Raw genomic sequence first — 13,944 nt, 5'->3', positions numbered from 1 at the left:
AGGTGCCCGGCCGGGTGCCGCACCCGGCCGGTTCCGCTCAGGCCTGTGCGCGTTCGGCGGCCTTACGCTCGAGCAGTTGCGTCGGCATACCCGGCCACGGCGCGGCGGCGGGCCGCAGCGTGGTGTCGTTCGCCCGCGCGGCCGAGGCCGCCAGCACGCCGGCCACCGCGGTCGCGTTCTCGATCCGGCCCGACAGCGCGGCGGTCACCGCGTCCTGCAGCGGCATCCGCACGATGGCCAGGTCGGCCTCCTCGTGCTCCGGATCCGGCCGATCGGTGTCCGACAGCCCGGTCGCGAGATAGATGCGCAGTGCCTCATCGGTGAATCCCGGCGACAGCACCACATCCACCAGCGTGGACCATTCCCGTGCCGCCAGCCCGGTCTCCTCGGCGAGTTCGCGTCGCGCGGCCGCCAGCGGATCCTCACCGGCCTGATCGAGCAGACCGGCGGGCAATTCCAGCAGCCGCCGCCCGACCGGATGCCGGTACTGATTGATCAGCACCACGGCACCGTCGTCGTCGAGCGCGACGATCGCGACCGCGCCGTGATGCTCGACCACCTCACGTTCGGCGACCCGCCCGCCGGGCATCTCGACCTGATCCCGGCGCAGCGCGACGATCGCCCCGGAATACACGGTTTCGGAGCCGACGGTGCGGAAATCGTGGCTTCCGGGTTCGCTCACTGCCCGACCCGCTCGGCCTCGTCGGCCTCCTCGCCGTAGATCTCCACCGGAAGTCGTTCGGCGCCCTTGTATTTCAGCGCCGCGTCGACCAGTCCGGCGAACAGCGGATGCGGCCGGGTCGGCCGGCTCTTGAGCTCCGGATGCGCCTGGGTGGCCACGAAATACGGATGCACGTTCGCCGGCAGCTCCACGAATTCGACCAGATGTCCGTCCGGCGAAGTACCCGAGAACCGCAGTCCGCTCTGGCCGATCTTGTCGCGGTAGGCGTTGTTGACCTCGTACCGGTGCCGATGCCGCTCCGACACCTCGGTGCTGCCGTAGGCCTGCGCCACGACCGAACCCTTCTCCAGCACGGCCGGGTAGGCGCCCAGCCGCATGGTGCCGCCGAGGTCGGCCTCACCGGCGACCGCCTGCGCCTGATCGGCCATCGTGGAGATCACCGGATGCGTTGTCTCCGGCTCGAATTCGGCGGAGTTGGCGTCCTCGAGCCCCACCGAGCGGGCGGCCTCGATCACCACGCACTGCAGGCCCAGGCACAGCCCCAGCAGCGGAATGGAGCGGGTGCGCGCGAACCGGATCGCGCCGACCTTGCCCTCGATACCGCGAATGCCGAAGCCGCCGGGGATCAGCACCGCGTCGACATCACCGAGGTGATGCTGCGCACCCTCCTGGGTCTCGCATTCGTCGGACTGCACCCAGCGGATGTTCACCTTGGCCTTGGCCGCGAAACCGCCGGCCCGCAGCGCCTCGGTCACCGACAGATACGCGTCCGGCAGGTCGACGTACTTACCGACCAGCGCGACGGTCACCTCCTCGCGCGGGTTGTGCACCCGGTCGAGCAGATCGCCCCAGACGGTCCAGTCGACATCGCGGAACGGCAGCCCCAGTTTGCGCACCACGTAGGCGTCGAGCCCCTCGCGGTGCAGCACCTTCGGGATGTCGTAGATCGACGGCGCGTCGGGCGTGGAGATGCAGGCGTCGACGTCGACGTCGCACATCAGCGCGATCTTGTTCTTCAGCCCCTGCGGCACCTCCCGGTCGCAGCGCAGGATCAGCGCGTCGGGCTGGATACCGATGTTGCGCAGCGCCGCCACCGAATGCTGCGTGGGCTTGGTCTTCAGCTCGCCGGAGGGCGCCAGATACGGCACCAGTGTCACGTGCAGGAAGAAGCAGTTGTCCCGGCCGACCTCGTGCCGGATCTGGCGGGCGGCCTCGAGGAACGGCTGGGATTCGATATCGCCGACGGTGCCGCCGATCTCGGTGATCACCACGTCCGGGGTCTGCCCCTGCAGATCCGGACCGCTCATCGCGAGGATGCGGTTCTTGATCTCGTCGGTGATGTGCGGGATGACCTGCACGGTGTCGCCGAGGTACTCACCGCGGCGTTCCTTGGCGATCACGGTCGAGTAGACCTGCCCGGTGGTGACGTTCGCATAACCCGACAGATCTCGATCGAGGAACCGCTCGTAGTGGCCGACGTCGAGGTCGGTTTCGGCGCCGTCCTCGGTCACGAACACCTCGCCGTGCTGGAAGGGGTTCATGGTGCCGGGGTCGACGTTCAGATACGGGTCCAGCTTCTGCATGGTGACCCGCAATCCGCGGGCGGTCAGCAGCTGGCCGAGGCTGGAGGCGGTCAGTCCCTTACCGAGGGAGGAGGCGACACCGCCACTCACGAAGATGTGTTTGGTGGCCGTCTGATGGGGGGAACGCGCCGGAATCCGCGATTGACTCACGGAACTCCACGCTAACACGAAAAACGGTTGCGAAACGAATGCCACGCGGGGAACACCGGAGGTCGTCGTACCGGTTTGTCACTTGCGTCTCATTCAGCGCAGCAACCCCATGACGCAGCGCCCCGGACGCGCCGATCGCCCGGCACTCGCTCCGACGTGACCGATCATCCGATCGCGGTCGATGACGGTGGGCACGCTCAGCCGGGTGAAGCGGTCACCGACAGCGACGTCGCCTCCGGCCCGGTGCCGTAGTGACCGGTTTTGCCGCCCAGTTGCTCGGCGAGGCCGAGAGCCGTTGTCACCCGGCCCGTCTCGCGGTCCACGTTGTCGACCGTGGACACCGCCGCGTCGAGGCGGTTGTCGCGGCGCACCTCGGCGATCGGACCCGATCCGCCCGAGGAGCCGGCCCGCCCCGCCAGCACCAGCCCCGCCCCGCGTCCGCGCAGCGCCCCGGCGAAATGCGCGGTGATCGAACCCTGCCCGTCGTGGTCGGCCCGCACGCCCGCCCCCGTCACCACCACCGCCAGCTGCGCGGGCGCGAAATCGCCGGCGCCGAGGAAACCACCGTTGCGCAACGTGTCGGCGATCAGTCCGCGCTCCTGCCCGGTGGCACGGTCGGCGCCGTTGGCCGGGTCGGTGAGAAATGCCAGGCCGAGCAGATCACCGGCGAGGCTGCCCTGATCGACCGCCTCGGTCTGCAACTGGGCCCCGGCCGGGATCATATTCGTCACCGCGGTCCGCAACCGGTCCCCCTGCGACGCGTCGACGAAGGCGTCGGTGAGCGCCACCCGCCCGGTGATCGTCGCCCCGGCGGTGGTCAGCGCCGCCGTCACCGCGTCGACATCGCCGCCGTCGGCATCCGGTGTGGTGAAGACGAGCACGGTGTGATCGGCGAGGGTTCCGTTCAGGATGCGCCCCGCCGAGCGGGCGATGAAGTCGTTGGCCGCACCGACCTGCCGTTCGAGTTGCCCGTTGGCCGCGGCGAGCGCGTCGTTGCGCCGGGCCAGATCGTCACCGCCACCCGAACCACCGTGACGGACGACGGCGCCGAGCGCCGCACCCACCGCCAATGCCAGAAAGATCGCGGTCAGGGAGACGACGAGCCGACGCATGGAACCCACTGCTTTCTCTACCCCCGACGGTCCGATAGTCGATGCAGCCAGTCCTGCGACTGCCGCCACGCCGAATCCAGCCAATCCAGCACATCGCTGCCCAGATGCGAGGACACGAGCAGTCCGACGATCAGCGCGATCAGCGCGGCCAGCACCACCAGCGCGGTCGCCCATCCGGAGTTGCCCTGCCGGTAGAGGGTGGCCACGGCCTTGGCGTCCATCAGTTTCGGCCCGGCCTTGAGCCGGGTCAGGAACATCGCGGGCGCCGATTCGCGGCGGCTGCGATCGAAGAAGTCGTCGAGCGAGGCCGGCGCCCCGCAGGTGATGATCAGCGCGGCCCCGTGATGATCGGCCAGCAGCAGCGCCAGATCCGCCGCCGATCCCGAGGACGGGAAGGTGGTGGCGCCGATGCCCAGGTCCTGAATTCGCTCCAGCCCCTTGGCATGTCCGTCGGTATCGGCCGGAAGGATCAGCTCGGCACCGCATTTCAGCGCGCTCGCGGTGATCTCCTCCGGGTCGCCGACGATCAGATCGGGGCGGTATCCGGCCTTGGTCAGGATGTCGGCGCCGCGGCCGACGCCCACCAGAATCGGCGCGTATTCCTTGACGAACGGCTTGATCGCCTTGAGATCGTCGCGACTGTCCACCCCGTCGGCGACCACCACGACGTGGCGGCCGCGCATCGACAGATCCAGGGACGGAACTCCGAGACCGTCGATCAGCATCGCGCTTTCGGTCCGGATGTATTCGGTCGTGTTGCCGGCGAAGGCCTCCAGATGATCGGCCAGCCCGTTGCGCGCCGCGATCATCCGCTCGGCGATGACCTGGTCGGTGAGCTCGATGGCCTCGACCAGAACCTCCGGTTCCTTCTTGGTCAACTTGTCGGCATACACCACACCGGCATCGATGCGGACCTTGCCGCCGTCCTTGATCTTGCCGAAGACGTCGGCGGAGACAGCATCCAGCAACACGATTCCGTTGGCGGCCAGCACTTCCGGGCCGAGGTTCGGATAGCGGCCGGATATCGAGGGCGAGGCATTGATCACCGCCGCCACGCCGGCCTCGACGAGCCGGTCAGCGGTGAGGCGATCGATGTCCATCTCGTCGAGGACCACCACATCGCCCGAGCCGACCCGCTTGAGCAGACGCCGGGTATTGCGGTCCACCCGGGCCATCCCGGTGACGCCGGGAAGCGTTTCGGTGTTGCGGGACAACAGCGCCAGCATCTTCATGGCATCCGATGATGGCCGCCGACTCTCAACCTGTGGTGGAGGCGCGCCGACGTCGTATCACATCCCCTGGCATGAGGCCAGCAAACTCGCGCCTCCGCGACGTCGACTGGCGTGCCGAGTGGTACCGCTGGTACCGATATGCTTCGGCTCACTGCATCCGAAGGAGAACGCCATGGCCAGTACCACCGTCGACACGGTCATTCCCGCACCGCGCGACGTCGTCTACAAGCTGTTCGCCGAGCGCGACAGTCTCAACGGCTATCTGCCCGTGCGCATTACGCTGCGTCAGCCCGGCGCCCCCGAGGCCTCCGGCGTCGGCGCGCGCTACCTCGTCGGCGTCGGCGGCGTCGGCGTGACCGAGGAAACCACCGAACTGGTTCCCGGTGAGCGCATGGAATACCGGATCATCGCCGGTGCGCCGGTGAAGCGGCACGTCGGCACCATCACCTTCGCCGACGCCCCGGGCGGGACCCTGGTGTCGTACCGGATGGAATCCGAGCCCAAGCTGCCCGTGCCGGACAAGGCGACGGAACTGTTTCTGCGCGGCCTGATCGCGCCGTTCCTCAAGGCCGCCAAGAAGGCCGTCGCCAAGTAGGACCCGCGCGCAGTCAGCCCGCCGCCGAGGTGGTGTCGGCCTTCTCCGCCCGCGCGGTGGCCAGCAGCTCCTCGGCATGGGCGCGGCCGGTCTCGGTGTCGTCGAGGCCGGCCAGCATGCGGGCCAATTCGACGACCCGCTCGTCGGTGGTCAGCGCCCGCACCCCGCTGTTGACGCCCTTACCGTCGTCGACCTTGTCCACCACGAGATGGGTGTCGGCGAAGGCGGCCACCTGCGGCAGATGGGTCACCACGATGACCTGATGGGTGCGGGCCAGCCGCGCCAGCCGCCGCCCGATCTCTACCGCGGCGCGACCGCCGACACCGGCGTCGACCTCGTCGAACACCATGGTCGAGCCGTATTCGGAGGCCGCGAGCACCACTTCCAGCGCCAGCATCACGCGCGAGAGTTCACCACCGGATGCACTGCGGCTCAACGGCAGCGACTGCGCGCCCGAGTGGGCCGACAGCCGGAATTCCACTTCGTCCACACCGGACGCGCCCGCATGCAGTTCCGCGCCCTCGACGGTGATGGGCGCGCTGTCCTGCGCCGATGCCGCCAGCGGCCGCACCTCCACCTCGAGTTTCGCGCGGCCCATCGCCAGACCGCTCAATTCGGCGCTCACCGCGGTCGCGAGTTTGCGGGCCGCCTTGCGCCGGGCCGCGGTCAGCTTCTTCGACGTCTCCCGCACCTGAACGGCCGCGGTCTCGACCTCGGCGGCCAGCGCCGCCAGCGCCTCCTCCGATACGTCGAGCGAGGCCAGGCGGGTGCGTGCCTCGTCGGCCCAGGCGATCACCGCGTCGATATCGGGCGCGTATTTGCGGGTCAGCGATTTCAGCTCCGCCTGGCGGGTGAGCAGGCTGTCCAGCGCCGCCGGATCCGACGGCAGATCCGACAGATACGAACTTAATTCGGTGGTCACATCGACCACCACCGCGATCGCCTCACCCAGCCGCGGCGCCAACGCGGTCAGCGCCGGATCGTCACTGGATTCCAGCCGGGCCCGCGCACCACCGAGCGCGTCCAGCGCACCGGCTCCCTCACCGTCTCCGGAGCCCGCCAGGGCCGCATGGGCGGCGCCGGCGGCTTCCCGCAGCGAATCGAGATCGCCGAGCCGCAGCACCTCGGCGACGATGCGCTCGTCCTCACCGGGTTCCGGTGCGACCGTGTCGATTTCGTTCAGCGAATGCTGCAGCCGATCGGCCTCGAGTGCGAGTTCACGGCTGCGCGCGGTGCGTTCCAGCAATTCGGTGCGCGCCTGCAGCCAGGTGCGGCGAGCCAGCTGATATTTGCGCAGCAGCCCGGCCACCGCGTCACCGGCGAAGCGGTCCAGCGCCTGCAACTGCTGATCGGGACGCTGCAGCCGTAGCTGGTCGTTCTGCCCGTGCACGGTCAGCAGCGGTGCCGTGAAATCCGACAGCACCGCGGCCGGCACACTGCGGCCGCCGAGATGGGCCCGGGATCGCCCGTCGCTGCCGACGGTGCGTACGGCGATGACGCTATCGTCGTCGTCGCGTTGCGCGCCGGAGGATTCCAGCACCTTCTCGACCTCGTCGCGGGCGCTGTCGTGCACATCCTCGACGGTGAACCGGCCCTCGACCACGGCCCGCTGCGCGCCCTGACGCACCCGCCCGGCATCCGCGCGGGCGCCGCCGAGCAGATGCAGTCCGGTGACCACCATGGTCTTGCCGGCACCCGTCTCACCGGTCACACAGGTCAGTCCCTCGTGGAACTGCGCGGTGGCGGTGGATATGACACCGAGGCCGTCAATCCTGATCTCTGTCAGCACGTGTGCTCTCCGTTCGGCGGTGTTCGCTATCGCCTGAGCCGGGTTGCTCGGTGGGGGTGCGGGCCGGCTCCGGCGCGCACGGCCGTTCCGGCCGCCGGCCTCGCCAGCCTGTCACGGGTAAGCGGAACTTGCGCACCATCCGGTCGGCGAAGGGGGCGGAATCCAGCCGCACCCAGCGCACCGGTTCGGCGCCACGCACCGCTTCGAATCGCCCACCCCGCGGCAATGCCAGCGTACGCCGGCCGTCCAGGAAGACGATCGCATCATGGCCTGTCGCAACGGTTTCCACCGCGATCCGCGACTCCGGGCTGGTCACCAGCGGCCGCGCGAACAGTGCGTGCGCGTTGCTGGGGATCACCAACAGCGCCTCGAGTTCGGGCCACACCACGGGACCACCCGCGGAGAAGGCGTAGGCGGTGGAGCCGGTGGGTGTCGCGATCAGCACACCGTCACAACCGAATTGCGATACCGGGCGGCCGTCGACCTCGAGGACGACCTCCAGCACGCCCATGCGGGCGGCATTCTCGATACTGGCCTCGTTGAGGGCCCATCCGCGTTCCACCACGACATCATCGACGCGGACACTGACATCTACGGTCATCCGCTGCTCGATGCGGTAATCGCCGCGCACCACTTGGGCCAGTGCGTCGTCGAGATGTTCGGCCTCGGCCTCGGTGAGAAAACCGATGCGGCCCAGATTGATTCCCAGCACCGGAACCCGGGCCGGATGCGCCATCTCCGCGCCGCGCAGGAAGGTGCCGTCGCCGCCGAGCGCGAGCACCATCTCACAGCCGACCGCGGCGTCGGGGCCGTGCGGCATCACCCGCACCGGATAGCCGTCGGGTTCGCCGGTGTCGTCGAAATCCAGTTTGGTGCTGTAGGCCTCGTCCTCGAGGACCCGCAGCCCGATTCCGGCATCGGCGAAGATCTTCGCGACCCGATGCGCGGTCTCGAGCAGTTCGGAACGGCCCGGATGGGCGACGAGCAGGATCTCCCGCTTCACTGTGGCCCCTCCTCGACCGCACGCTGCACCAATTCGCTGATATCGGGCTCCGAATCGGGTTCGGCCGAGTCGGTGTCCGGTGTGTCCTCGCCCCGGATTTCCTTGCGCAGCCACAGGAAATACTCGACATTGCCGGACGGGCCGGGCAACGGGCTGGCGACCACACCGCGGGTGCGCAGGCCCAGTTCGGCGGCCGCGGCGGCCACCTCGGTCACCGCCTCGGCGCGCAGAGCCGGATCACGCACCACACCGCCGGAGCCTACTCGCTGTTTTCCGACCTCGAACTGTGGTTTCACCATGGGCAGCAGATCCGCACCCGGTGCACAGCAGGCGGCCAGCGCCGGCAGCACCAGCGCGAGCGAGATGAACGACAGATCGGCGACCACCAACTCGACGGGGCCGTCGATCGCCTCCGGCGTCAGCGCGCGCACATTGGTGCGGTCGAACACCCGGACCCGCTCGTCGTTGCGCAGCCGCCACACCAACTGGCCGTAACCGACATCGACGGCGACCACCTCGCGGGCGCCGCGGGCGAGCAGCACATCGGTGAATCCGCCGGTCGAGGCGCCGGCGTCGAGGCAGCGCTTCCCGGCGACGCTCACCCCGAGCGGCTCGAACGCCTCCAGCGCGCCCAGCACCTTGTGCGCACCGCGCGAGGCCCACTGGACCTCGTCGGGTTCCTCGCGAACCAGCAAGGGAGTATTCGGCTCGACCGCGGTCGCCGGTTTCGACGCGACCGCACCGTTGATCAGGACGCGGCCCGCACCGATCAGCTCGACCGCGTGTTCTCGCGATCGTGCCAATCCGCGGCGAACCAGTTCGGCGTCCACTCGCGCGCGCCTGGCCACCTCAGATCTTGTCCACCGTCGCCAGGGCGCCGACCAGCACCTCGTGTGCCTGTTCGAGAATGCGCGCCCGCCGGGTGATATCGGTTCCCGCGCGGTCCACCCCCTCGGCATCGTCACTGCTCTGGCGCCGGCCCCCGGGCAACTCCGCGAGCAGCGCCGCCACCTCGGCCCGCACCTTCTCCGGGTCGGCGAACTCCGCCGTCCCTCCCGCGAGATGCTGCCCGGGCAGCGGAACTCCCGGACGAGGACCGGAGGAACCGGACGGATGCGGACGCGGAATGGGCGTAGTCATGGTGCCGACAACGCTACCGGAGCTCACCGACATCCCGGCAAGCGGCGGCACGGGTGAAACGGAGGTCACGGTGGCGCCCAGCGGGCCGCCTGCCGGCCGCGTCCCTGTGGCCCACAGCCGCTCTAGGCGAGCCGCCCGAGGCAGCCACGTGAATGCCCCAGACCCCACAGGAAAGGGCGCCAACGCGTGACCGGCCGAGTGGGCCCCGCCATGGCCGGAAACGCCGGACCATGAAAGGCGGGATCAGCCACACCATCCGAGGACTGTTCGGCACCAGATGGCCTCCCCAGCGCGGCCGAAACGAAACCTGATACACCGATCGCCGGAGCGCTCCGGCCCGACCGAATAACTCGATGACCGGAGCGCAGCGGACCCACCGAATATCTCAATGGCCGTAGCGCAGCGGCCCGACCAAATATCTCGATGGCCGCAGCGCAGCGGACCCACCGGAATCGGTCGTGGGTGGCTGACTCAGACGAGTCGTAGCTCTCTTCCCTGGGAGACGAGTCGCTGGTGCGTTTCCGGGAAATCGACCACGACCTCCCTCCGCCGGGCGTGTCGCGTCGATTCCGGCGTCGGTGAGGTGGGCATGACAGTCGACCCGGCCCGGGCGCCGCCCGCTCGGCGTCGACAGCCGAAGCCCCAGGACCGGTGGTGTGCCGCAGATGTTGGCACAATGGCGGCGTGGGAGGTAAGCGACGACATGGATCCGCCCGGTTCGTCGCACTCGCGGCGGCATGGACGGCGACCGCGGTGGTCGCCGCCGCCGAATACGCCCACTGGCGCGCATCCCGGCAACTGTTCGGACCGCGGCGCGAAGCTCGAGCCGGCGACACCGACGCGGTGGTCGTGCTGGGCTACCCGGCCGCCGCCGACGGCCGGACGCGTGCGCTGCAGCGCTGGCGCTGCCGCATCGGCGCCCGCTCGCTGCCGCCCGACCGCGACGGATTCCTGATCTTCAGCGGCGGCGCCGTGCACGGTCCCTGGGTCGAAGCGACGGTCATGGCCGACTACACCCGCACTCACCTCGGCGTCCCGCCCGAGCGCGTCCGCACCGAAACATCCGCCGAAACCACGTGGCAGAACATCGAATTCACCGTCCCCGCCCTGGAACGCGCCGACCGCATCATGATCGCCTCCGACCCCATGCACGCCGCCCGTGCCCGCCGCTACCTGTGGGCGCAGCGACCGGACCTCGCCGCGCGCCTGGTCCCCGCCGCCGACTACCGGCCGCTGGAACGCTGGTGGCTCAAAATCCCCACTGCCGCACACGAATCCGCGGCGATCAGCCGACGCCGCGCCGGAGCCGCCGCCATCCCGCTCCTACGCCGCCTGGGCCTGATTTCGGAGACCGCGGCGGCATCCATGGCTGCCGAAGACCGCGACGATTGACCGGCGAACCGGGCCTGGGTCGGGCAGCGAACGAACGCGCCGCATCCTCGACATGGTCAGCGGGCTGCTTTTTGTACGTTGTCGGCCTCTTGGTCGGAGTCGCCGTCTCCAAGCCGCGGCCGGCGTATCGTGCGCGCCGCCGCGATGGAGCAGGTGCCCGCGCCTCAGGCATGCAGTACCGATGACACTCGGCAGCGATGTCGCCTCCCGGTACAGCTCAACGCGAAGCCTTCCGCCGCTGTATTGCCGCCCTCCATTGCTGAGGAGGCCCGACGGCGTGTCGCAGCCTTGAAGGCGTGGTAGAGGCCGAGCCGTCATTTCGGCCGCGGTCACCGCAGCGACTCGACCATCACCGTCAGCCGAACCGTTACCGCGCCAATTCGATTGCGCGGCCGGGGTTTTCGTCCAACAAACTCGCCAGGTGGTCGATCGCGTCGCCCTCGCGCGTTTCCTGCCGGATCACAGGGTGATTCAGCGCGTCGAGGGTTCGGGAGATGTAGGTGGGGCGGTGGTCGGTGGGACGGGCTCGCAGGTCGTCCAGGGTACTGACGCCGGTGAGCACCATCAACGACGGCAGGCCGACGCACCGGGCGCCGTCGATATCGGTGTCGAGCCGGTCCCCCACCACGAGTGCGTCGCGGGTTTCCGCGCGGACCAGCGCATCCTCGAGCAGTGGCGCATAGGGTTTACCGGCTACCACGGGTTCCTGGTCGGTCGCGGCGCGCAATGCCGCGACCATCGCACCGTTGCCCGGTGCCAGGCCGCGCTCGTTCGGCAACGTGGCGTCCGCGTTCGCGGCCACCCACAGCGCCCCGGCACGCACCGCGTAGGCCGCTTCGGCGAGGTCCGGCCATCCGGTCTGCGGGGAGTGTCCCTGTACGACGGCGGCCGGGGCCACGCCGTTGAAACGCCGAATCGGTTGCAGTCCCACCTGTTCGATCTCCGCCGCGAGATCGTCGGTGCCGACGATCAGCACGGTGGATCCGGCGGCCAGCCGGGAGGCGAGCACGTGCGCGGCCGCCTGAGCACTGGTGACGACGTCGGTTTCGGTTGCGCCGAAACCCAATTCGCGCAGATGCGCGGCCACCACACCGGCCGACCGGCTGGCGTTGTTGGTGACGAACATCAGCTTCTGCGCGCCGCCGGCCTCCAGGGCGGCCGGTGCGCCGGAGATCACCTCCGCGCCCCGATACAGCGTGCCGTCCAAATCCAGCAGGAGAGCCTCGAAGCCCTCCCGAAGCGATGCTGCCACTGGTTACTCCACGTCGTCGTCGACCTGTGCGCCCGCGAGTTCGTCGGCACGCTCCTCGGCGTCGGTATCACCGTCGACATCGGCCGCGGCCGCATTGAGGAACCACTGCAGTGCCTCGTCGGACCGGCCGGCGGCGAGCAGCGCCTCCGCGTAGGCGTAGAACAACCGTGCCGAGGCGGGACCGGAGCGCGAGGGATCCAGTTCCGGCGTCTGCAAGGTGACCACGGCCTGATCGTATTGGCCCAAATCCATTCGCGCACCGGCGACGACGATCCGCAGCTCGGTCGCCTCGTCGCCCGACAGCGCACGTGCCTCGTCGCTGCGGCCGAGTTCGATCGCGCGTTCGGGCCGTCCCAGCCCGCGTTCGCAATCGGCCATGACCGCAAGCAGACCCGAGCCGCCGGACATCCGGCGCGCGGTGCGCAACTCGGACAAAGCTTCGGCCCACTCGCCGGCGTGATAGGCGGTGACACCGGCCGTTTCGCGGACCACCGCGATGCGTCCGGCACGGCGCCGGGCGGCGCGCGCATGTTCGAGTGCCTGCTCCGGATCCTCGTCGAGAAGCCGGGCGGCCATCACCAGATGCCGGGCGACCGCCTCGGCGTTGTTCTTGTCGAGGCTCAGCAGATCGCGGCGCACCGCGCCGTCCAGATCGCTCGCCTGCACATCGTCCGGCAACGCGGGCTCGTCGGGCCGCCCGGCCCGGTTCTCGCCGCCGACACGGGCCCCTTCGCCGCCCCGTCGCCGCGGCTCGCGGTCCTCGAAGTTCGCGCCGGTCTCTGCCGCTTCCCCGGTGTGCGCGGTGGTATCGGCTTCGTCGGCCGACCCGAACCGACGCTCGGAGTCCGCGCCACTACGCCGGAACCCGCCGCGCCGATCGCCCTCGCCCCGGCCGTAACCGCCCGGACGGTCGTCACGACCGCCCGCGCCTCCCGGACGCCGGCCGCCTTCGTCGCGCCGGAAGCCGCCACGGCGATCATCCGTGCCGCGCCCGTAACCACCCGAGCGCCGATCTCCTTCGTCACGCCGGAATCCACCCGAGCGCCGGTCGTCGCCACCACGCTCGTAACCACCGGAACGACGATCGTCCCCGCCGCGCCCGAAACCACCGGAACGCCGGTCGTCACCACGGCCGGAACCGCCGGAACGACGGTCGTCGCCACCACGGCTGTAACCGCCGGAACGCCGGTCATCACCACCACGGCCGGAACCGCCGGAGTGCCGGTCATCGCGCCCGCGCTCGTAACCGCCGGATCGGCGATCATCACCACCGCGCGGGTGCCCACCCGAGCGGCGATCGTCGTCTCCGCGTCCGTAACCGCCCGAGCGGCGATCGTCATTACCGCGGCTGTAACCACCAGAGCGCCGGTCGTCGCTGTCACGTCGGAATCCACTCGAACGACGGTCATCACCACTGCGTTCGTATCCGCCCGATCGACGGTCGTCGCCACCGCGGCCGTAACTGCCGGAGCGCCGGTCGTCGCCGCCGCGGCCGTATCCGCCGGAGCGGCGGTCATCGTCGCCACGCTTGAAGCCACCGGAGCGGCGATCGTCTCCACCGCGGCTGTAACCGCCGGTACCGCGATCGGATCCACGACGGTCGTCGCCGCGTCCGGAACCGCGCCGGTCGTCGTCACGCGCACCGTAGCCACCGGAGCGGCGCGTATCGTCGCTGCGCCGGAAGCCTCCGGAGCGACGCTCTCCTTCTCCGCGGTCGTGGGCAGGTGTGCCGGAGCCGGCCGAGTCCGGACCGGTACTGCCACGGCGGAAGGGTCTCCTACCGTCGTCATGCTCCGACACAGCGTTACCTTTCTCTGATCCGGCACGAGCAGCCGGTGACGACATGCAAACCGTGCGCCGTCCGCCGGCACCTATCTGCTACCACCATAAATTCAATCACGCGACACGAACGCGTCCGAACTTGCCCGGCCCGGGTGCGCATCGCGAATCGCCCTACGACGAACAGTCGTGACTTCTACGGTGCGGCGACGGGAGCCGAGCACAACGGGCGTAT

At 69.7% G+C, this 13,944-nt stretch carries 11 protein-coding genes and 1 pseudogene; 2 read left to right on the top strand and 10 right to left on the bottom strand.

The features are described 5' to 3' along the window. Positions 1 to 37: 37 nt before the first annotated feature. From IRT45_RS20500 to steA, 4 genes are all read right to left on the bottom strand, one after another. Complete coding sequence (locus IRT45_RS20500; protein WP_194807459.1) at positions 38 to 682, bottom strand: NUDIX hydrolase; 645 nt, start codon at positions 680 to 682, stop codon at positions 38 to 40. After that, positions 679 to 2,415, bottom strand: a complete 1,737-nt coding sequence (locus IRT45_RS20495) for a CTP synthase (protein WP_194807458.1) — start codon at positions 2,413 to 2,415, stop codon at positions 679 to 681. The genes IRT45_RS20500 and IRT45_RS20495 overlap by 4 nt, the downstream gene beginning before the upstream one ends. 197 nt (positions 2,416 to 2,612) lie before the next feature. After that, positions 2,613 to 3,527 carry a copper transporter gene (locus IRT45_RS20490; protein ID WP_228534686.1) on the bottom strand — a complete coding sequence of 305 codons (915 nt, stop codon included), beginning with the start codon at positions 3,525 to 3,527 and terminating at the stop codon, positions 2,613 to 2,615. 17 nt (positions 3,528 to 3,544) lie between these two features. Then, positions 3,545 to 4,759 carry a putative cytokinetic ring protein SteA gene (gene steA / locus IRT45_RS20485; RefSeq protein WP_194807456.1) on the bottom strand — a complete coding sequence of 405 codons (1,215 nt, stop codon included), beginning with the start codon at positions 4,757 to 4,759 and terminating at the stop codon, positions 3,545 to 3,547. Between the two features lie 172 nt (positions 4,760 to 4,931). On the opposite strand from steA, the gene IRT45_RS20480 reads away from it, so the two are divergent. After that, positions 4,932 to 5,354 (top strand): SRPBCC family protein, encoded by a 423-nt coding sequence (locus IRT45_RS20480; RefSeq protein WP_194807455.1) that lies wholly within the window; start codon positions 4,932 to 4,934, stop codon positions 5,352 to 5,354. Between the two features lie 13 nt (positions 5,355 to 5,367). Here IRT45_RS20480 and recN read toward each other — a convergent pair whose 3' ends face one another. The 4 genes from recN to IRT45_RS20460 are packed head-to-tail and all read right to left on the bottom strand — an operon-like array spanning position 5,368 to position 9,286. Further along, complete coding sequence (gene recN / locus IRT45_RS20475) at positions 5,368 to 7,143, bottom strand: DNA repair protein RecN (protein WP_194807454.1); 1,776 nt, start codon at positions 7,141 to 7,143, stop codon at positions 5,368 to 5,370. Further along, the gene (locus IRT45_RS20470) at positions 7,121 to 8,146 is read right to left on the bottom strand and encodes an NAD kinase (protein WP_194807453.1); all 1,026 of its coding nucleotides are present in this window, start codon (positions 8,144 to 8,146) and stop codon (positions 7,121 to 7,123) included. The genes recN and IRT45_RS20470 overlap by 23 nt, the downstream gene beginning before the upstream one ends. Continuing rightward, positions 8,143 to 8,994: a TlyA family RNA methyltransferase gene (locus IRT45_RS20465; protein WP_194807452.1), complete on the bottom strand. Its 852-nt coding sequence runs from the start codon at positions 8,992 to 8,994 to the stop codon at positions 8,143 to 8,145. The genes IRT45_RS20470 and IRT45_RS20465 overlap by 4 nt, the downstream gene beginning before the upstream one ends. A gap of 1 nt (position 8,995) precedes the next feature. Beyond that, positions 8,996 to 9,286: a hypothetical protein gene (locus IRT45_RS20460; RefSeq protein ID WP_194807451.1), complete on the bottom strand. Its 291-nt coding sequence runs from the start codon at positions 9,284 to 9,286 to the stop codon at positions 8,996 to 8,998. 684 nt (positions 9,287 to 9,970) lie between these two features. Between IRT45_RS20460 and IRT45_RS20455 the strand changes: the two genes are divergently transcribed. Next, complete coding sequence (locus IRT45_RS20455) at positions 9,971 to 10,678, top strand: YdcF family protein (protein WP_194807450.1); 708 nt, start codon at positions 9,971 to 9,973, stop codon at positions 10,676 to 10,678. Between the two features lie 367 nt (positions 10,679 to 11,045). On the opposite strand, the gene IRT45_RS20450 is transcribed toward IRT45_RS20455, so the two are convergent. After that, on the bottom strand, positions 11,046 to 11,930 hold the full coding sequence (locus IRT45_RS20450) for an HAD-IIA family hydrolase (protein ID WP_194807449.1): 885 nt from the start codon (positions 11,928 to 11,930) through the stop codon (positions 11,046 to 11,048). A gap of 3 nt (positions 11,931 to 11,933) precedes the next feature. Then, positions 11,934 to 12,953: pseudogene (locus IRT45_RS20445) on the bottom strand (hypothetical protein); the annotation flags it as partial. Positions 12,954 to 13,944 lie beyond the last annotated feature (991 nt).

This window comes from Nocardia sp. BSTN01, assembly GCF_015354405.1.
Classification (GTDB): domain Bacteria; phylum Actinomycetota; class Actinomycetes; order Mycobacteriales; family Mycobacteriaceae; genus Nocardia.
This window is presented reverse-complemented; position numbering and strand designations above follow the sequence as displayed.